The sequence below is a fragment of the Microbispora sp. NPDC046973 genome, from assembly GCF_040644495.1.
Taxonomy (GTDB): Bacteria; Actinomycetota; Actinomycetes; order Streptosporangiales; family Streptosporangiaceae; genus Microbispora.
The window spans coordinates 18,511-36,601 of the sequence record NZ_JBEYWQ010000004.1 but is presented as its reverse complement, the minus strand read 5'-3'; the positions used below and the strand labels follow the sequence as shown (position 1 = coordinate 36,601).

Annotated in this window: 17 protein-coding genes, 1 tRNA gene and 1 pseudogene; 8 read left to right on the top strand and 11 right to left on the bottom strand. The window is 71.7% G+C overall.

Features of this window, described 5'->3' with window-relative positions:
* Positions 1–16 precede the first annotated feature (16 nt).
* The 6 genes and pseudogenes from ABZ860_RS10090 to ABZ860_RS10065 form a co-directional block, all read right to left on the bottom strand.
* Positions 17–93, bottom strand: a tRNA-Lys gene (locus ABZ860_RS10090).
* Between the two features lie 118 nt (positions 94–211).
* Positions 212–613 (bottom strand): annotated as a pseudogene (locus ABZ860_RS10085) (hypothetical protein); the annotation flags it as partial.
* 1,101 nt (positions 614–1,714) lie between these two features.
* Positions 1,715–2,101 (bottom strand): OsmC family protein, encoded by a 387-nt coding sequence (locus ABZ860_RS10080; RefSeq protein WP_193201427.1) that lies wholly within the window; start codon positions 2,099–2,101, stop codon positions 1,715–1,717.
* 4 nt (positions 2,102–2,105) lie between these two features.
* Positions 2,106–3,179, bottom strand: a complete 1,074-nt coding sequence (locus ABZ860_RS10075; protein ID WP_357217718.1) for a HAMP domain-containing sensor histidine kinase — start codon at positions 3,177–3,179, stop codon at positions 2,106–2,108.
* A complete protein-coding gene (locus ABZ860_RS10070) occupies positions 3,176–3,880 on the bottom strand; it encodes a response regulator transcription factor (protein WP_357217715.1) in 705 nt (234 codons plus the stop codon). The genes ABZ860_RS10075 and ABZ860_RS10070 overlap by 4 nt, the downstream gene beginning before the upstream one ends.
* A 54-nt stretch (positions 3,881–3,934) precedes the next feature.
* On the bottom strand, positions 3,935–4,210 hold the full coding sequence (locus ABZ860_RS10065; RefSeq protein WP_357217713.1) for a hypothetical protein: 276 nt from the start codon (positions 4,208–4,210) through the stop codon (positions 3,935–3,937).
* A 182-nt stretch (positions 4,211–4,392) separates the two neighbouring features.
* On the opposite strand from ABZ860_RS10065, the gene ABZ860_RS10060 reads away from it, so the two are divergent.
* The 4 genes from ABZ860_RS10060 (at position 4,393) to ABZ860_RS10045 (ending at position 6,974) form a co-directional block, all read left to right on the top strand.
* Positions 4,393–4,764, top strand: a complete 372-nt coding sequence (locus tag ABZ860_RS10060; RefSeq protein WP_357217711.1) for a phage holin family protein — start codon at positions 4,393–4,395, stop codon at positions 4,762–4,764.
* Positions 4,765–4,861: 97 nt separating this feature from the next.
* A complete protein-coding gene (locus ABZ860_RS10055; protein ID WP_357217709.1) occupies positions 4,862–5,761 on the top strand; it encodes an amidohydrolase in 900 nt (299 codons plus the stop codon).
* A complete protein-coding gene (locus ABZ860_RS10050) occupies positions 5,758–6,315 on the top strand; it encodes a cysteine dioxygenase family protein (protein WP_357217707.1) in 558 nt (185 codons plus the stop codon). Before ABZ860_RS10055 ends, ABZ860_RS10050 begins: the two co-directional genes overlap by 4 nt.
* Before the next feature lie 50 nt (positions 6,316–6,365).
* Entirely contained in the window at positions 6,366–6,974 is a 609-nt protein-coding gene (locus ABZ860_RS10045; RefSeq protein WP_357217705.1) for a Uma2 family endonuclease, read from the top strand.
* On the opposite strand, the gene ABZ860_RS10040 is transcribed toward ABZ860_RS10045, so the two are convergent.
* Complete coding sequence (locus ABZ860_RS10040; RefSeq protein WP_357217702.1) at positions 6,975–8,219, bottom strand: MFS transporter; 1,245 nt, start codon at positions 8,217–8,219, stop codon at positions 6,975–6,977. It lies immediately after the preceding gene.
* A gap of 102 nt (positions 8,220–8,321) precedes the next feature.
* Here ABZ860_RS10040 and ABZ860_RS10035 point away from each other — a divergent pair, with 102 nt between their 5' ends.
* Both ABZ860_RS10035 and ABZ860_RS10030 read left to right on the top strand, forming a co-directional pair.
* The gene (locus ABZ860_RS10035; protein ID WP_357217699.1) at positions 8,322–9,113 is read left to right on the top strand and encodes an IclR family transcriptional regulator; all 792 of its coding nucleotides are present in this window, start codon (positions 8,322–8,324) and stop codon (positions 9,111–9,113) included.
* A 76-nt stretch (positions 9,114–9,189) separates the two neighbouring features.
* On the top strand, positions 9,190–10,266 hold the full coding sequence (locus tag ABZ860_RS10030) for a LacI family DNA-binding transcriptional regulator (protein ID WP_357217696.1): 1,077 nt from the start codon (positions 9,190–9,192) through the stop codon (positions 10,264–10,266).
* On the opposite strand, the gene ABZ860_RS10025 is transcribed toward ABZ860_RS10030, so the two are convergent.
* Positions 10,196–11,482, bottom strand: a complete 1,287-nt coding sequence (locus ABZ860_RS10025; protein ID WP_357217693.1) for an MFS transporter — start codon at positions 11,480–11,482, stop codon at positions 10,196–10,198. The genes ABZ860_RS10030 and ABZ860_RS10025 overlap by 71 nt on opposite strands.
* Positions 11,483–11,567: 85 nt before the next feature.
* Here ABZ860_RS10025 and ABZ860_RS10020 point away from each other — a divergent pair, with 85 nt between their 5' ends.
* On the top strand, positions 11,568–12,563 hold the full coding sequence (locus ABZ860_RS10020; RefSeq protein ID WP_357217690.1) for a winged helix-turn-helix domain-containing protein: 996 nt from the start codon (positions 11,568–11,570) through the stop codon (positions 12,561–12,563).
* Positions 12,564–12,600: 37 nt separating this feature from the next.
* Here ABZ860_RS10020 and ABZ860_RS10015 read toward each other — a convergent pair whose 3' ends face one another.
* From ABZ860_RS10015 to ABZ860_RS10005, 3 genes are all read right to left on the bottom strand, one after another.
* Positions 12,601–13,494 carry a carbohydrate ABC transporter permease gene (locus tag ABZ860_RS10015; protein ID WP_357217687.1) on the bottom strand — a complete coding sequence of 298 codons (894 nt, stop codon included), beginning with the start codon at positions 13,492–13,494 and terminating at the stop codon, positions 12,601–12,603.
* Positions 13,491–14,375 (bottom strand): sugar ABC transporter permease, encoded by an 885-nt coding sequence (locus tag ABZ860_RS10010; RefSeq protein ID WP_357217684.1) that lies wholly within the window; start codon positions 14,373–14,375, stop codon positions 13,491–13,493. Before ABZ860_RS10010 ends, ABZ860_RS10015 begins: the two co-directional genes overlap by 4 nt.
* A gap of 254 nt (positions 14,376–14,629) precedes the next feature.
* Positions 14,630–15,916 carry an ABC transporter substrate-binding protein gene (locus ABZ860_RS10005; RefSeq protein ID WP_357217681.1) on the bottom strand — a complete coding sequence of 429 codons (1,287 nt, stop codon included), beginning with the start codon at positions 15,914–15,916 and terminating at the stop codon, positions 14,630–14,632.
* Positions 15,917–16,145: 229 nt separating this feature from the next.
* Between ABZ860_RS10005 and ABZ860_RS10000 the strand changes: the two genes are divergently transcribed.
* Positions 16,146–18,050, top strand: coding sequence for an ABC transporter ATP-binding protein (locus tag ABZ860_RS10000; RefSeq protein ID WP_357217679.1), 1,905 nt, complete (start codon positions 16,146–16,148; stop codon positions 18,048–18,050).
* The last annotated feature ends 41 nt before the right edge of the window (positions 18,051–18,091 follow it).

The window sequence follows — 18,091 nt, the reverse complement described above, 5'->3', positions numbered from 1 at the left end:
GACCTGGGCTTTCGTCTGGTGCGCCGCCAGGGACTCGAACCCCGGACCCGCTGATTAAGAGTCAGCTGCTCTAACCAACTGAGCTAGCGGCGCCCGCGATGTCCGTAACCTTAGCAGTCTCGCGAAGGTCGCGCACATCGCTCGCTGATCGGAATGTCGTGGCTCAGCTCCGCCAGGCGCCGCTGGAGAACGGCACCGGCTCGCCGCGCAGACCGGGCCCGTCGCCCCACTTCGTGACGACGTACTGGATCGGGATGTGGCCGAGGTCGCCGCTGACGGTCAGCGTGTCCTCGTTCCAGGTGGTGCCGGTGAGCTCGGCGAAGGTCTTGCCGTCGATGTCGAGCATGACACCGCTGTCCGACGGGACACCCGGGCCGCGGTCGCCGATGAAGAACTTGGCCTTCTTGCCCTTGTAGAAGATGTAGCCCTCGGTGCCGAGCGGCCAGCTCGGGCTGGCGAACATCCCCTGCTGCATGGGCTTGCCGATGGCCGGCAGACCCGTGTCGCCCTGGCGGCCCGAGGCGTCGTCCCAGAAGTACGAGCCGGTGGTGCTGCCCTGGAGCAGGACCTCTTCGTGCGCGGGGATGGCGAGGGAGGGCTGACGCGCCGGCATGGCGGCGGAAACGTTGGCGGCCTCGTTGACCGACTGCTCGACGGGCGCGGGCACGGCGGCCACGAGGGACGCGGTGACGGCCGCCGCGCCGACAAACGTGGCCGCGGCGGTGAGGCGTCGGTTGCCACGCAGGTCAAACAGAGTCTTCATCAGGGCTGGGGATCTTTCGTGAGACGACAGAGAATGGCCATGCGTCATCTAGGGACCTGCGTGCGGCAGACCGCGAAGACGGGCCACGTGTCCGGGGAGAAGTCGCTCACCCGGAGGCGTGTGCGCTGAAGCTATGGCGATCGGCCGGAAGGCCGTCGTGAGTCAGACGTGTGATCCGATATGCCTTGGCTCAGAGGTCGTTGTGGGGTCACCCACGGTGATCTCCTCTCCAAGTCCAATCCAGCCACCGGTCGGCGGCAAACAGGACACTACAGGACGAGTCAGGATGGAGCAAAGTAAAAGCCGCATAGCGCCCAGAAGATCTACCTCTGGTCCTGTTTACCCCAAGAGGGCCCACTGATCAGCGCCCCGCCTTTTGCGCTGGTGACGGTGCGTGACGGACGTCCTCGTCCGCGCACGGCAAAGCGCCGCGGCCGTACGGCAAGAGAGCACAAAGGAAATCACCGGAGACGGCGCGATAAAGCAACTCGCCGCAAAAGCGGGACCGCCGGGCAAGAGGAAGACCGCCGGTTTACGAAGGCGAAGATCGAAGGCAAAGACCGAAGGCGAAGGTCGTTTTCCCGGGGCGCCCGTGACGAGGCCCGTCGCCCAGTTCAGACGGGCGACGGGCAGACGGGCAGACGGCCAGACGGGAGGCGGGGAGGGGACGGGCGGGAGGAGAACGGGTACAGGACCCTGGAAATGCCGGAGCCGGGCAGTCCCCCAACTGCCCGGCTCCGGATCAAAGCGGTTCCGCCAGGAATGCCCTCCCCAAAGGCACCGGCGGGTCCCCCGCTTTCCGGACGCGGTTCCCCCATCCGCGTCCTTTATCAAGAAAGTCTGTCGCCCTCTCCCGAGGACTTGCTTCAACACTACAAGGGGCCCTGTCATGAAGTCGTCATAGGCAGGTTGATTTCCGGCCTACATCCGAACGCGCCCCGCCCGCCCGTGCTACCTCCCGAGGTCCAGCCTGACCTCGGTGCCCTTCTGGAGCGACCGGCTCACCGTGCAGTGGCGCTCGTGGACCCGCTCGGCGACGGCCTCGAAGACCTCCCCGGAGTCCTCCGGGGGCAGCTCCACGTCGTAGGTCACGGTGACCGAGCGCAGCAGCGTCGGGCTCTCCTTCTCGGCGGAGACCTCGACGGCCAGCCGTACGAGCCGGTGGCCGCGCTTGGCGGTGAGCGGTTCGACCGTCATGACGTTGCAGCCGCCGACGGCGGCCAGCAGCAGCTCCACCGGGCTGAACAGGCCGTCACCGGAGCCCATCTCGATCTCGGCGCCGCGCTCGTTGCGGGCGACGAACCCGTCCTCGGTCCGCTCGACGCGTACAGAGCCCATGACCTCACCCTACTGGCAGCGCCAGCCGGACGAGCGTCCCTCCGCCGGGAGCGGGGCTGGCCGACACGCTGCCGCCGTGGCTGTCCACGACCTGGCCCACGATGGCCAGGCCCAGCCCCGATCCGGGCAGCGCCCGCGCCGAGGGCGCGCGGTAGAAGCGGTCGAAGACGTGCGGCAGGTCGTCCGCGGAGATGCCGGGGCCGTGGTCGCGCACCGTCAGCACGCCGCCCCGCAGCGACACCTCGACCAGGCCGCCGGCCGGGCTGTACTTGGCCGCGTTGTCCAGCAGGTTGGCGACGGCCCGGGCGAGCCGGTCGGGCACGCCCCGCACCACCGTCGGCTCCGCCGACACCGAGTACGCCGTCGACGGCCAGTGCCTGGCCGCCCTGGCGACCTCCCGCTCCACGAGCTCGTCGAGGCGCACGCTCTCCACGAGCACGGCCGGCTCCTCGTCGCGGGCCAGCTCGACCACGTCGGAGACGAGCGCGGTGAGCTCCTCCAGGCCGCTCATCACGGCCCGGCTCACCTCCTCGTGGACCTCCTGCGGCAGGTGGCCTCTCATCAGCAGCTCGATGTTGGTCCGCAGGGCGGTGAGCGGGGTGCGCAGCTCGTGGGAGGCGTCGGCGACGAGGCGCTTTTGCGACGTGGCGGAGCGTTCCAGGGCGTCGAGCATGGCGTTGAAGCTGCGGGCCAGGCTGCTCAGCTCGTCGTCCCCCGTCACGTCGATGCGGGTGGTCAGGTCCCGGGTGGTCGCCACCCGTCCCGCCGCGTCCTTGAGCGCGTTGACCGGCCGCAGCGCCGCCCGCGCGGCCAGCCAGCCGAGCGCTCCCGACAGCACCAGGCCGCCGAGCGCCACGGCGAGGAAGGGCCAGCCCAGGTCGTCCACGTCGGCGAGAGCGGCCAGCACGCCGTTGGGGGGCGGGTCGCCGTAGCCGCCGTAGTTCTCGTACGTCCCGTAGTGGTCCATCGCCCACTCGACCCGGCGGCAGGTGATGAAGTAGGCGGCCACGATGACCACGATCACGCTCACCGCGCCGGCCAGCGCGGAGGCCATCGCGAGGCGCCAGCGGAGCTTCACCGTTCCTCCCCGGCGGCGGAGGGAGCGGTCGGCTCCCTGAGCGCGTACCCGAGGCCGTGGACGGTGTGGATCAGCCGCGGCTCGCCCGCCGCCTCGGTCTTCTTGCGCAGGTAACCGATGTAGACCTCCAGCGGGTTGGACCCGGGCCGGAAGCCGTAGCCCCAGACGCGTTCGAGGATGACCTGCCGGGTCAGCACCTGGCCGCCGTTGCGGATCAGCAGGTCGAGCAGGGCGTACTCGGTCCTGGTCAGGTCGATGAGCCGGCGGCCGCGCCGGGCCTGCCTGCTGTCGGGCAGCAGGACCAGGTCGGCGAAGCCGGCCTCCGGGGGCGGCGCGGCGCGGCGCAGCAGGGCGCGCACCCGGGCGAACAGCTCCTCCAGCGCGAACGGCTTCACCAGGTAGTCGTCGGCGCCCGCGTCGAGACCGGCGACCTTGTCGCCGATGCCGTCCAGGGCCGTCAGCATGAGCACCGGCAGCCGGTTGCCGTCTCCGCGCAGCGTCCGGCAGACCTCGATGCCGTCCATGCCCGGCATGAGCACGTCGAGCACCACGAGGTCGGGCGCCGCGCCGCCGATGGCGTCGAGGGCGTCGATGCCGTCTCCGGCGGTCGCCACGCCGTACCCCTCCACGCGCAGCGCCCGGGCGATCGCGTCGCGGACCTCGGGTTCGTCGTCGACGACGAGCACCTGTGTCTTGACCACGCCGCCAATTGTGACGTGCGGAGATGAGAGGTTGCTGAGCGTTCGCCCCCGCGCTCAGGCGTCGGGGTGTCTGGACAGATAGTCGACGTAGACCGGCCGGAGCGCGTCGCCGAGCTCGCCCTCACCCGCCCCGATCGCGTCGCTGAGCAACGCCGAGACCCTGCTGAGGTCGTTCGCGGTCTCTTCGCTGTTGCCACTGGCGGCCTCGGCCGCCGGGATGACCTTCAGCAGGTCCCACAGGAATCCCAGATCGCCGTGCCGTACGGCATAGCGCACGGCGCGGTCGTGCAGCTCCTTCGCGGGGAGCGACTCGAGCTCTTCCACATCCATCCGATCTCACCCCCAACTCATCGGTTTCCCCCAGGTTTGCCGCTTATACCCCCGAGGCGGGAGAAAGACCGCCTGAATCGGACGGGCTTTTTGCCGCTCCTCCCCGCCCCCGGCGCAGGCCGCCCATTCCGGCCATCCCGCGAACCGCGCACTCTTTGCCGTGCCGTGGAAGGATTCTTGAGGTGAAGGTCATACTCAAGATCGTCGTGGTGGCCGCGGCCCTGTGGGCGTCCACCAAGCTGGTGGACGGCATCACCGTCAGCGCCGGCTCCACCGCCAAGCAGATCGGCACCCTCCTCGCGGTCGCGCTGATCTTCGGCCTCGTGAACGCCGTCATCAAGCCGATCATCAAGACGATCGGCTGCGCGTTCTACGTGCTCACGCTCGGACTGTTCGCCCTGGTGGTGAACGCCGCCCTGCTGCTGCTCACGAGCTGGCTCGCGGAGCAGCTCGACCTCCCCTTCCACGTCGACGGGTTCGTGGCCGCCTTCTGGGGCGCGATCGTCGTCGGCGTGATCAGCTGGATCCTCAACATGATCCTCGGCGACGACTGACCGGCCCGGGGCGGGTGTGCCATCCGCCCCGGGGTCACACCTGCCGTAAAAGCATGTATTCTTAGTAGGGAATAAGGAGTTCTTGAGAGGGCGGCCGATGAGCGTGGACGTGCACCAGCACCTGTGGACGCCGTCCCTCGTCGACGCGCTGCGCCGCCGCACCCGCCCGCCGCGCCTCGACGGGTGGACGCTCGTCCTCGACGGCGAGCCGCCGTACGAGGCGGATCCGGCCGACCACGACGTGGCGATCCGGCGCAGGCGCAACGCCCACCTCGACCTCGCCCTCGTCTCCCTGTCGAGCCCGCTCGGCATCGAGCACCTGCCTCCCGAGGAGGCGTGGCCGCTCATCGACGCCTACCACGCCGACGCCCGCGCGCTGCCCGCGCCGTTCGGCGCCTGGGCCGCCGCCCCGGTGACCGACCCCGATCCCGTACGGCTCGCCCGCGCCCTCGATGAGGGCCTGGCCGGGCTGCAGCTTCCGGCCACCGCGCTCGGGGACGCCCGGGGGCTGGCCCTGGCCGCGCCGCTGCTCGACGTGCTGGAGGACCGCGGCCTGCCGCTGTTCGTCCACCCGGGCCCCGCCGCGGCGGCGGGCCCGGCGTGGTGGGCCCCCGTCGTGCCGTACGTGCAGCAGATGCACGCCGCCTGGTACGCGTTCGAGGCGTTCGGCCGGCCCCGCCATCCCCGGCTGAAGGTGTGTTTCGCGCTGCTGGCCGGGCTGGCCCCGCTGCACAGGGAGCGCCAGTTGAGCCGGGGCGCCGCCGGGCGCGGCCTGGTGGATCCCGACCTGTTCCTGGAGACGTCGTCCTACGGCCCCCGGGCCGCCGACGCGGTGATCCGCGAACTCGGAATCGACGTCCTCGTCGCCGGCAGCGACCAGCCGTACGCCGAGTCGGCGTGGCCGGACCCCGGCGACCCCGCACAACGAGCTGTCGATCACGCCGTCCGCGTGGCCAATCCCGGCCGCCTGCTGTCCCGGAAGGAGCCGCACCAATGAGCACGCCCACGATCCAGGAAGGCGCGCTCTGTGCCTCCTCGGCCGACCTGACCCCCTTCGGCGACCTGCCCGCCCGGGCGCTCGACCGCCGCGAGCTGCTCGCCCTGGTCGAGGACCTGGCCGCGCGGCCCGAGCTGTGGCGTCACCACCTCGGCTTCGAGGGCGCGCAGGACGGGGGACGCCACTACGTCTCGCTGCACCGCGACTCGTACGTGGACGTGTGGCTGCTGTGCTGGCGGCCAGGGGACGACACCGGCTGGCACGACCACGACGTCTCCTCCGGCGCGGTCCGCGTGGTGGCGGGCGAGCTGAAGGAGTGCAACCCGCGCATCGGCGGCGTCCACCTGGAGACGCCGGTCGTGGCGGGCGAGGCCTTCGCGTTCGGGCCCGACCACATCCACCGGCTGACCGGCGAGGCGCCCGGCTCGGTCTCGATCCACGCGTACTCGCCGCCGCTGTGGCGCATGGGGCAGTACTCCATCACCGACGACGGGACCATGCGCCGCCTTTCGGTCGGCTACGCGGACGAATTGCGCCCGCTCGACCCTGCTTAGGGCGACGCGAGTAGTTCGGTCATCACCGAGGGTGACGCTAGGCTTCTGCCATGACCAGCGTGCTCGATGACTGGCTCCAGCCCCGCCCGGGAGGCGGGGCCGGGGGCGTCTCCGACCGGCTCTCCCGGCTCCGGCCCGCGGCCGGAGACCGGCGGTACGGCGCCGATCAGCCCGATGCCGATCAGCCCGACGCCGGCCTCATCCCCACGGGCCCCCAGACGCGGTTCCGCGAGCGTGTGACCTACGGCCTGCGCACGGCCCTGAACGCGCAGGTGCCGGGCGACCTGGTGGCGGTCAGCCGGATGGACGTCCTGCTGGGGCCCGATCGGCGCGCCCGTCCCGACGTGTCCCTGGTCGACGACCTCGCCGCCTCCGACGACCTGAGGACCTGCTACCTCGCCGAGGAGGTGCGCCTGGTCATCGAGGTCGTCGGCCCCGACTCGGCCGCTTCGGATCGCGACGCGCGGCCGCGGCACTACGCGGCGGCCGGCATCCCCCACTTCTGGCGGGTCGAGAGCACCGACTCCCGGCCCTTCGTCTACTCCTTCGAACTCGACGCCGACGGCGCCGGATATCAGGTGACCGGCGTCCACCACACCCGCCTCGCGGTGGACGCCCCCTTCCCCATCGCCATCGACCTCGAACGGCTGCCGCGCTGACTAGCCCGGCTGCCCCGGCTGCCCCGGGTGTCCCGGCGCCGGGCGGGCGGCGAGCAGACCCGACGCCAGCTGGAGGGCGCACGCCCCCAGCCCGGCGAGCAGGGGCACGGTCCAGCCGCCGGACAGCTCGTGAAGCAGGCCGAACGCGAGCGGCCCGATCGCGGCCAGCACATAGCCGCTCGACTGGGCGACCGCCGACAGCGCGGTCACCGAGGCCGGATCGGGCGCCCGCAGCGTGATGATCAGCAGGGCGAGCGCGATCGAGGCTCCCTGACCGAGCCCGAGGACGATCATCCACAGCCACGGCACGGTGGTGGGCGCGAGCAGCACGCCCAGATATCCGCCGATGGTCAGCAGCACGGCCACGACCACGTGCGGCACCTGGGACCGGGCCCGGCCCGCGTGCAGCGGGACCAGCAGCGCCGCCGCGATCTGCACGAGGTTCGTCAGGCCCAGCAGATACCCCGCCTGATCCGCGGGCAGGCCCGCGGCCTGGAACACGGTGGGCAGCCAGGCCAGCAGGACGTAGAAGGTCAGCGACTGCAGGCCCATGAACGCCATGACCGGCCACGTCGCCGGCGCCCGGAGCAGGGTCGCGTACGGCCGCCCGCCTGGGCCGCCGGGCCGGGAACGGCCGGCCCGCCCCGCCGCCGTCGTCGCCACCGGGTCCTGCACGCCCGGCCTCGCGCGCGCCGCCCACCACACGGCCGCCGCCAGCAGCGCGAGCAGCGCCGGCGACCCCGCCGCCGCCCGCCAGCCGACCTGTCCGGCCAGCGGGACCATCGCCGCCGAGGCCATGGCGGCCCCGCCGACCATGACCGAGACGTACAGGCCGGTGAAGAGCCCGATCCTGCCGGGGAAGTGCTGCTTGACGAGGCCCGGCATGACCACGTTCATGACGGCGATGGCCGTGCCGGCCAGGGCGGCGCCGCAGTACAGCGCCGGCACGCCGTCCGCGCTGCGCAGCGCGACACCGGCGGCGAGGACGAGCAGACCGGCCAGCAGCGTGCGGTCCAGCCCGATCCGGGTGGCCAGCGCGGGAGCGACCGGGGCGAGCAGGCCGAGGCACACCACCATCACCGTGGTGATGGCGCCGCCCGCGGCGGGGCTGAGGCCGAGGTCCCGCATGATGGCCGGGAGGAGCGGCGACACGCCCGCGAGAGCGGGCCTCAGGTTGAGCGCCGCCAGGACGAAACCGCCCACCAGCAGTAGCTTTCCCCGATTGTCGGTGATCGCCCTCATCATTCGCCAAACCCTACCGGCCGGGGTCACGCGCCCCGCACGTCCCCTGCTCGTCCCCCGGCCGTCGCCGGCCGGCGCTAGGGTTCGGTCGGGAGGTGGGCGGTCATGGCGGAGGAGCACGTCCAGTCGCTGGCCAGGGGGCTGGCCGTGATCCGGGCGTTCGACGCGGCGAGCCCGGAGCTGACGCTCAGCGAGGTGGCCCGAAAGACCGGTCTCACCCGCGCCGCGGCGCGCAGGTTCCTGCTGACGCTCGCCGGTCTGGGCTACGTGCGGACCGACGGGCGCCTGTTCTCCCTGTCGCCCCGGGTGCTGGAGCTGGGCTACGCCTATCTGTCGAGCCTGTCCCTGCCCGAGGTCGCGCTGCCGCACCTGGAGCGGCTCGTCGCCGAGGTGCACGAGTCGGCGTCGGTCTCCGTGCTGGACGACACCGACATCGTCTACGTGGCCCGCGTGCCGACGGCCAGGATCATGCGTGTGACGATCGCGATCGGCACGCGCTTCCCGGCGTACTGCACCTCGATGGGCCGGGTGCTGCTCGCGGGGCTCCCCCCGGAGGATCTCGACGCCTACCTCGCCCGCGCCGACCTCGATCGGCTGACCCCGCACACCACCACCTCGCCGGTCGCCCTGCGCACCGCGCTCGACCGCGTACGGGACCAGGGCTGGGCCATGGTGGACCAGGAACTGGAGGAGGGGCTGCGCTCGATCGCCGCGCCGATCAGGGACCGCGGGGGCCGGGTGGTGGCGGCGGTCAACATCTCCTCGCACGCCAGCCGCACCACCCTGGAGTCGGCCCGGCGCGACCTGCTCCCCCCGCTGCTCGCCACCGCCGCCGGGATCGAGGCCGACCTGCGCGCCACCGGAGGCGCGAGCCGCGCACACCCCGGCAGTCCGTGACCGGCACACCCCCACGTCCCCACAAAAGCGACCATCTCTCACCAAGGAACTGACAACGTTGTCTAGGGTCCATGAGATGGGAGATGATCCCTTCGTGGGAGAGACGAGACGCGGCCGTCCGACCATGAACGACGTGGCCGCCGCGGCCGGTGTGGCGCTCAAGACCGTCTCCCGTGTCGTCAACAACGAGCCCGGTGTCAACGCCGCGACCGCCGGACGCGTGCAGGAGGCCATCGAGCGGCTCGGCTACCGCCGCAACGACAGCGCGCGCATCCTGCGCCGGGGCCGCACGGCGAGCGTCGGCCTGGTCATCGAGGACGTCGCCGACGCCTTCTACTCCAGCCTCAGCCGCGCGGTGGAGGACGCCGCGCTGCACCACGGCTACCTGCTGTTCTCCGGGTCGTCCCGGGAGGACGCGGCCCGCGAGCGCGATCTCGTGCTCGCCTTCTGCGCCCGCCGCGTGGACGGGCTGATCATCGTGCCGGCGGGGAGCGACCACGACTACCTCGCGCCCGAGTTCGAGGCCGGGATAAAGGCGGTCTTCGCCGACCGGCCGCCGGGCGCGGGATGCGAGGCGGACACCGTCCTTTGCGACAACGCGGGCGGAGCCCGGACGGGCACGGCCCACCTGATCGCGCACGGCCACCGCCGCATCGCCTTCCTCGGCGACTCCCCCGGGATCTTCACCGCCGCCGAACGGCTGCGCGGCTACCGGCAGGCGCTGGCGGCCGCCGGCCTGCCGTACGACGAGGGCCTGGTGGTCATGGGGCCGCCGGACCCGGCGCGGATGCGGGCCGGCCTGACCCGGCTGCTCGCGGCGTCCGACCCCCCGACCGCGTTGCTGACCGGCAACGGCCGCACCACCGTGGAGACCCTGCGGGCGCTGGCCTCGCTCAGGGACGCCGCCGACGCGGGCGCCGCGGGCGGCCTCGCCCTGGTGGGGTTCGACGACTTCGAACTGGCCGACATGCTGGGCATCACGGTGGTGGCGCAGGATCCCGCCCGGCTCGGCCGTACGGCCGCCGACCTGCTGTTCATGCGCCTGTCCGGGGCCGAGGGGCCGACCAGCAGAATCGAACTGGCTACGCGGCTGGTTCCGCGGGGCTCGGGCGAGCGCCCTCCCCTGCCCCGCCGGGACCGTACGGCGGGCTGACCCGCCCCGGCGGCTCGCCGCGCAGATCACCCCGCAGATCACCCCACAGCGCGAGCACGACGGCGATCACGCCGCAGCCCGACAGCGCGATGGCGAGATGGGCGGGCACGAGTTCGGCGAGGCCGCCCACGGCGGCGGCGCCCAGCGCCTGGGCCGTCATCAGCCCGGAGGTCTGCAGGCCGAACGCCTGCCCGCGCGCGGCCTCGGGAACCGCGTCGAGGAACCGCCGCTGAAGCCCCAGGTTGTAGGCGAGCCCCGCCGCGGCCAGGGCGGCCAGCGCCGCCGCCCCGGCGACCCCCGGTCGGGCGGCGAATCCGAGCAGCGGCGCGCCCAGCAGCAGCGCCAGCGGGAGGGTAAGCCGTTCGCGCGCGGCGGGCGGCGCGAACCTGCCGACGGCGAACTCCCCCACGCCCATGCCCGCCGCCGCGGCGGCCAGCACCACCCCGGCGCCCCACGCCGATCCCTCGCCCGTGAGGTAGGGCACGTAGACGGCCTCCGCGCCGACCGAGAGCATCGGCGGCACCCACCCGGCCAGCAGCAGTCCCCGGACGGCGCGGCCGGACAGCAGTTCCCGGTTGACCCGCAGCGTCGTCCGTACGGCCCCCGCCCGGTGTGCGGCACGCGCCGGACGGTCGCGCAGCCCGAACCGGGACAGCGCCGCGCTGCCCAGCGAGAGCGCGGCGGTGATCAGCAGCGCCCGGTGCGGGCCCGTCACGGCGAGCAGGCCCCCGCCGACGGCCAGCCCGGCGACCTGCGCGCCCGCCGAGGTCGTGGTGAACACGGCACGGCCGAGCACGTACGCGTCCCCCGCCAGCACGTCGGGAAGCACGGCGGCGCGCGCGGCCGAGAACAGCGGTGTGGGCACGCCCGCCGCGAACACCAGCGCGAGCATGACCCCGATCGGCAGGTCCGCGAGGCCGAGGACGAGACAGGTGCCCACGCGCAGGAGGTCGCCGGCCACCATCAGGGCCCTTGGTCGCCACCGGTCGGCGAGCGACAGCAGGAGCATTCCGCCCGCCACCTGCGGCAGAAACCCGATCATGTACGCCAGCGCGGCCAGCCCGGGCGACCCCGTCCGTGCGTAGACCAGCACGGAGAACGCGAGCATCTTCACCGTGTCGCCCAGGACCAGCAGAAGCTGGCTCCCGAACAGCACGCGGAACTCCGCGACGGCGAAGCACGCCCGGAACGTCGATCTCTCCTGGTTCGCGGCCATGGTCTCGGCCCACCTCCCGGCGCCCATGCTCGGCGCGCCGTCTCCGGCCGCGCTAACGTTTCGGAAATGGCCGAAGGGTGAGCAGGTGTACCGGATCGAGGTGAGCCCGCAGGACATCGCCGCCAGCCGTTTCGCGATCTCCCCGCTCAACGAGACCATGCACGCGATGTGGATGCTGTCGGGGCGGACGCAGGCGGGCGTGCACGCGCCCTGGGCCGCGGCGGCGCGTCCCCGGTTCGCCCGGCTGCTTTCCGGCAGCCCGGGAGCGCGGGCGATGGTGGCGCTGTTCCGGCAGGGGGCCTACAACGCCGACTTCATCGCGCCGCCGCCCACCGGCATCGACGTCGCCTTCGCCGAGGAGATCGCGGCGATGCGGGCCACGCCCCTGGAGCGGGCGCGGACCGAGATCGCGATGTCGCTGGACGGGCGGCCGCCTCCGCCCGCCGAGATCATGGCGATCCTCGAGGACGACGGCGTGGTCGCGCTCCTGGCCGACGGGCTCGAGCGCACCTGGACCGAGCTGGTCGCGCCGCAGTGGCCCCGCTTCCGGGCGATCCTGGAGCGCGACGTGATCCAGCGGGCCGGGCGGCTGGCGACGTACGGCTGGGCGGCGGCGCTCGACGACCTCGGCCCGCGGGTCCGCTGGCGACCGGCATCGGCCCGCATCGAGGTGGCGGCCTCCGGCGACCGGGACGAACGGCACCGGCTCGGCGGCCGCGGTCTGCTGTTCCTGCCCAGCCTCTTCGTCCGCAAGGTGATCGCCTACCTCGACGAGGCGTGGCCGTACGCGCTGGTGTATCCGGCACGCGGGGTGGCGGCGGCGCACCCGCGGGCGGGCGGCGCGGCGGCGCTCGCCGGGCTGGTCGGCAGGTCACGAGCCGGGATCCTGGCCGAGCTGGAGACCCCGGCGACCACCACGCAGCTCGCCGCCCGCCTCGGGCTGGCGCTCGGCACGGCCGGCGGCCACCTGACCGCGCTGCGCGCGGCCGGGCTGGTCGCCGGCGTCCGGGTCGGACGGCAGGTCCTCTACCGGCGCACCCCTCTCGGGGACGCGCTGGTGGCCGGCCGGCTCGACTCCTGAGGCTCGGCCCCAGAGAGCCCCGGAGAGCCCCGGAGACTCAGCCCTTGAGCGCGCCCGCCATGAGACCGCGCATGAAGAACCTGCCGAGCAGCACGTAGATGACCATCGTGGGGATGGACGCCAGGATCGCCGCCGCCATCTGCTGGCTGTACGGCGTCGTCACGGCGCCCGCGATGTTGTTGAGCATGACCGTGGTCGGCCAGGAGCTCGGCCCGGTGAGGAAGACCGCGAACAGGAAGTCGTTCCACATCGAGGTGAACTGCCAGATGATCACCACGGCGAACGCCGGGCCGGAGACCGGCAGCACGATCGACCAGAGCGTCCGCAGCATCCCCGCGCCGTCGACGCGGGACGCCTCGATGAGCTCGTCGGGGATCGTGACGTAGTAGTTGCGGAAGATCAGCGTGCAGATCGGGATGCCGTACACCACGTGGGCGAGGACCAGGCCCGGGATGCCGCCGTACAGCTGCACGCCGAGGGTGTCGCCCAGGTTCACCATGAGCTGCACCAGCGGGATCATCACACCCTGGTAGGGGATGAACATGCCGAACAGGAACAGCGTGAACAGCACGTCGGCGCCGGGGAAGCGCCACTTGGACAGCACGTACCCGTTCAGCGACCCGAGGGCGGCGGAGATCAGCGAACCGGGGACCGCGAGCAGGAAGCTGTTGACGATGCCGGGTTCGAGCTTCTCCCAGGCGACGCTCCACGCCTCGGTCGTCCACACCCTGGGGAGGTTCCACGCCTGTGTGGGGTCGGCCTCGGTGAGCGGCTTGAAGCTCGTGACCAGCAGCACGTAGACCGGGATCAGGAAGACCAGGACGAACAGCAGCAGCAGGACGAGCCGCACCCAGGTGCCGGCCCGGCCCTTCTCGCGGGCCGGGGCGGCCGGCGACGTGCGCGGGGCCTTCTCGGCGACGTGCGCGGTCATGAGCGCTTCCCCTTACGGGCGTCCCAGATCAGGTAGGGCACGACGAAGACGGCGACGGACAGCACGATGTAGGACGCGATCGTCGCGCCCTTCGCCGGGTCGTGGGAGTCGTAGACCGCCGTCCACATGAACGTCGCGGGCACGTCGGTGATGATCTGCTTGCCCGACACCGCGACGACGAGGTCGAAGACCTTCAGCGAGATGTGGCCGAGGATGATCAGCGCGGACAGCGTCACCGGGCGCAGCATCGGCAGCACCACGTGCCGGTAGACCCCCCACTCGCTGCAGCCGTCCACCCGGGCGGCCTCCCTCAGTTCCTCGGGCACGCCCCGGAACCCGGCCAGGAACAACGCCATGATGTATCCCGACATCTGCCAGATCGCCGGGATCGCCATGGCGGCCATGCCCCAGTCGGGATCGCGGAACCACTGCCACTGCAGGAAGTCGACCCCCAGGTAGTGGAAGAGCCGGTTGAGCCCGACCGCCTGCTCACCCATCGCGCTGTTCATCAGCCACCGCCAGACCACACCGGTGGCGATGAAGGAGACGGCCATCGGGAACAGGTAGACGGCGCGGAAGCCGCTCTCCGCCCGGATGCCCTTCTCCATCAGGAAGGCGAGGAACCAGCCGAGGACGAGCGCGCCGCCGACGAAGACCACGGTGAACACGATCGCGTGCCGGACCGACAGGCCCCAGCGCTCCTCGCTCCAGATGCCGGTGAAGTTCTCCAGCCCGACGAAGTTGCCGGGGATCTCCGCGATCTCGTCGTGCTTGTCGGTCATGGCGAGCTTGAAGTTCCAGCCCAGCAGGCCGTACACGAAGACCGCGATGAGGATGATCGACGGCGACACCAGGAGTAGCCCGGGCAGCCATCTGCGCACCCGCGTCACTTGTACCTCTCAGAAGTCAAGTACGGCCCACGCCGTCCCAAGCCGTCTCTCGTCCCCCCACCAGCCGCGGCGGGCGCGGCGGTGGGCTGGACTGAGGAACGCACGGAGCGAGGGACGAGCGAGTACGTGACGAGGGGCGCGCACATTGCGCGCCTCCGGCACGACCTGACCGCCTGAAGGCGCCCGTCCGCCCGCCGAGCGAAGCTCGGCCACAGGCACAGCGTGAGCCGTACGAGGAGATCAGCTCACTGGCCGCTGTTCTTGGCCGCCGCGACCAGCGCCTGCTGGAACTTGGCGACGTCCTTGTCCTGCTGGAACAGGCCGACCGCGTCGGTGATGGCCTGACGCCACTGGTCGTTGGCGACCACGCCGTGCTGGATCGAGCCGGCCAGCTTGTCGCTCGCCCACTGCTCCAGGTCCCAGGACAGGTAGTCCTTGTAGAGGGACTGGTCGGCGTCCTTGCGGGCCGGGATCGAGCCCTTCAGCGGGTTGAACGCGTCCTGGCCCTCCTTGCTGGCGGCCACCTTCAGCCACGCGATCGCGCCGTCGCGGTTGGGCGCGCCCTTCGGCAGGGTGAAGCTGTCCGACAGCCACATGAAGGTGCCGTCCGTGCCCGGCGACGCGGCCCAGTCGAAGTCCTTGTGCGACTCCTTGCCGAGGCCGCCCTGCGGCGGGTTGTGGAAGTAGCCGTAGGCCCAGTCGCCCATGATGTTGAAGGCCGCCTCGCCGTCGGCGACCTGCTTGGCCGCCGGCTGCCAGTCGTCCTGCGGGCTGCCCGCGTACGACAGGATGGTCTTGAAGTTCTCCAGCGCCTTGGTCACGTTCGCGTTGGACCAGTCGGCGTTGGCCGTCCACAGGGCGTTGTAGGCGTCGGTGCCGAGCGAGCCGAGCAGCACGGACTCGAGCAGGTGCACCAGGGTCCACTGCGAGCCGATCGACAGCGGGATCTTCCCGGACTTCTTGACCTTGTCGAGGTCGGCGATGAACTCCTCGACGGTCTTCGGCGCGGCGTCGATGCCGGCCTTCTTCAGCACCGAGGGGTTGAACCACAGCACGTTCGACCGGTGGATGTTCACCGGCACGGAGTACACCTGGCCCTGCACCGAGATCTGGTCGATGAGCTGCTGCGGGAAGACCTCCTTCAGCTTCAGCTCGTCGTACAGGAAGTTCAGCGACTCCAGCTTGCCGCTCTTGATGTAGCCCTGGAGCTCGGCGCCGGCGTGGCCCTGGAAGGTGTCCGGGGGCTGGTTGGCCTGCAGCTTGCTCGACAGCAGCGCGCGGGCCTGGTCGCCCGAACCGCCCGCCACCGCGGCGTCGAAGAACTCGAAGTCCGGGTTCTGCTTGGCGAAGATGTCACGCATCGCCTTGAGGCCGTCGGCCTCACCGGGACCCGTCCACCACGAGAAGACCTCGACCTTCTTCTGCGCGGCCTGACCGCCTCCGCTCTCCTTCTTGTCACCGCCACCACAGGCGGAAAGAGTGAGCAGACCTGCAACAGAGACCGCGACGGCCGCCATCCACCGTCGTCTCATCGCAACATTCCTTTCAGGCTTTTAACGAGGATTTCGGGCCCCCGAAGACACATATGGCTGACAACGTTGTCAGCAGGCCCCATCAACCCACTTCGACCGGCACGCCGTCAAGTTTGTGCCGATAACGTCTCTGCATACGGGTCCTGGCGAGGTGTTAGGGGCGTGCGTCAAAGCCGTCGCCGCGAACGAGGCCCGGGAAATTGTCGGCGCACGCGTTCACACTGCAGGCATGACGGTCACACAACAGGGGGGACCAGATCATCTGTCGGAGGACGACCTGCCGGACATGGCGGACGTCGAGTCTCCGCAATGGGCGCGACACTACGGCACGATGGCGGGGCTCGGCTTCCTCACGGTCGCGCGGCGGCTGCCCCGGCTCATCCGGCAGGCGCTGGGCATCGCCTGGGAGGCGAGTCGCCGCGACACCGTGGCCACGGTCACGCTGAGCACACTCGGCGGCGTCTTCACCGCCTTCGGCCTGCTCGCCACGACGGGCGTGCTGACCGCGCTGTTCCAGGCGGGCCCCACCCCGGAGCGGGTCCGGGCCGCGCTGCCCGCCCTGCTGCTCGTGGGCCTGGCAGCCACCGCGCGCACGGCCCTGCAGGCCGGGTCCAACTGGGCCCAGTCCCGGCTCGAACCCCAGGTCAGCCGGATCACGGAAGAGCGGCTCTACACCCTGACCAGCCGGGTCGATCTCGTCAGCTTCGACGACCCCGAGTTCCACGACGCCCTGCAGCGGGCCCGCATCCGTGGCATGCAGATGGCCGAGATGATCGTGAGCACGACCATCGACACGCTGTCGGGCCTGGTCGGCATCGTGGCCGCGGCGGGCGTGCTGGGCGTGCTGCATCCCGTGCTGCTGCCCCTGCTCCTGCTCGCGGTCGTCCCCGACGCCTGGGCGGCCGTCCGGACCGCCAGGATGCGCTACACGACCGCCCTGGTGCTCGTCCCGGCCAGACGGCGCAAGTGGATCATCGAGGAACTGCTGGCGGACAAGGACACCGCGGCCGAGGTCCGCACGTTCACCATGCGCGGCTTCCTGCTGCGGATGTTCGACGCGGTCGCCCGGGGCGAGCAGCGGGTCATGCTCGACCTCGCGCGGCGGCAGACCGTCGCCCGCGTCCTCGGTGAGGCGCTGGGCGGCCTGGGACAGGGCGCGGTCTACGTCGCGCTCGGCCTGCTGCTCGCGGCGGGGGCGGTGCCGCTCGCGGTGGCCGGCACCGCGGTGCTGGCCATCCGGTCCGGTCAGACGTCGCTGTCGAACTTCATGTACGCGACGAACCGGCTCTACGAGGAGGGCCTCTACTTCACCGACTTCCTGGACTTCATCGCGCACGCCGAGGGCCGCATCCCGGCAGCCCGCGATCGGACGGCCCCCGACGGCTTCGGCCGCATCACGGTCGAGGACGTCACCTTCACCTATCCCGCCGCGCCGTCCCCTGCCCTGCGCGGGGTGTCGGTCCGCATCGAGCGCGGGGAGGTCGTGGCCCTCGTCGGGGAGAACGGCTCGGGCAAGACGACCCTCGCCAAGATCCTCGCCGGGCTGTACGAGCCGGACGGCGGCCGCGTCCGGTGGGACGACGTCGACCTTTCCGAGGTCGACCCCGACAGCCTGCGCCGCAGGATCGCGGTCATCGCCCAGGACCACACCCGGTGGCCGCTCACCGCCCGTCACAACATCACGATGGGCATGGAGAAGGGCGAGACCGAGGTGGCCCGCGCCGCCGAGGTCGCCGGCGCCGACCAGGTCATCGCCGAGCTCCCGTACGGCTACCGCACGTTGCTGGACCGCCGGTTCAAGAACGGCCACGAGCTGTCGGGCGGGCAGTGGCAGCGGATCGCGGTGGCCCGGGGGTTCTACCGGGACGCGCCCCTGCTGATCTGCGACGAGCCCACGGCCGCCCTCGACGCCAGGGCGGAGCACGCGTTGTTCGAGCGGATCCGGCGGCACGCCGACGGCCGGACCGTGCTGCTCATCACCCATCGCCTCGCCAGCGTCCGCTACGCCGACCGCATCTACGTGCTCGACCACGGCAAGGTCCGCGAGCACGGCACGCATGAGGAACTGATCGCCCTCGACGGCCTCTACGCCGACCTCTACAACCTCCAGGCGGAGGCGTACCGCACGACGTGAGCCACCTGCCCGGCCCGCTCACGGGCGGGCCGGGCACGGGT

Excerpts from the sequence above, each read along its gene's own strand:
- ABZ860_RS10080 (WP_193201427.1), bottom strand. The coding sequence starts at position 2,101 with ATGGGCTCTGTACGCGTCGAGCGGACCGAGGACGGGTTCGTCGCCCGC.
- ABZ860_RS10065 (WP_357217713.1), bottom strand. The coding sequence starts at position 4,210 with ATGGATGTGGAAGAGCTCGAGTCGCTCCCCGCGAAGGAGCTGCACGAC.
- ABZ860_RS10055 (WP_357217709.1), top strand. The coding sequence starts at position 4,862 with ATGAGCGTGGACGTGCACCAGCACCTGTGGACGCCGTCCCTCGTCGAC.
- ABZ860_RS10050 (WP_357217707.1), top strand. The coding sequence starts at position 5,758 with ATGAGCACGCCCACGATCCAGGAAGGCGCGCTCTGTGCCTCCTCGGCC.
- ABZ860_RS10045 (WP_357217705.1), top strand. The coding sequence starts at position 6,366 with ATGACCAGCGTGCTCGATGACTGGCTCCAGCCCCGCCCGGGAGGCGGG.
- ABZ860_RS10040 (WP_357217702.1), bottom strand. The coding sequence starts at position 8,219 with ATGATGAGGGCGATCACCGACAATCGGGGAAAGCTACTGCTGGTGGGC.
- ABZ860_RS10035 (WP_357217699.1), top strand. The coding sequence starts at position 8,322 with ATGGCGGAGGAGCACGTCCAGTCGCTGGCCAGGGGGCTGGCCGTGATC.
- ABZ860_RS10030 (WP_357217696.1), top strand. The coding sequence starts at position 9,190 with ATGGGAGATGATCCCTTCGTGGGAGAGACGAGACGCGGCCGTCCGACC.
- ABZ860_RS10025 (WP_357217693.1), bottom strand. The coding sequence starts at position 11,482 with ATGGCCGCGAACCAGGAGAGATCGACGTTCCGGGCGTGCTTCGCCGTC.
- ABZ860_RS10015 (WP_357217687.1), bottom strand. The coding sequence starts at position 13,494 with ATGACCGCGCACGTCGCCGAGAAGGCCCCGCGCACGTCGCCGGCCGCC.
- ABZ860_RS10005 (WP_357217681.1), bottom strand. The coding sequence starts at position 15,916 with ATGAGACGACGGTGGATGGCGGCCGTCGCGGTCTCTGTTGCAGGTCTG.
- ABZ860_RS10000 (WP_357217679.1), top strand. The coding sequence starts at position 16,146 with ATGACGGTCACACAACAGGGGGGACCAGATCATCTGTCGGAGGACGAC.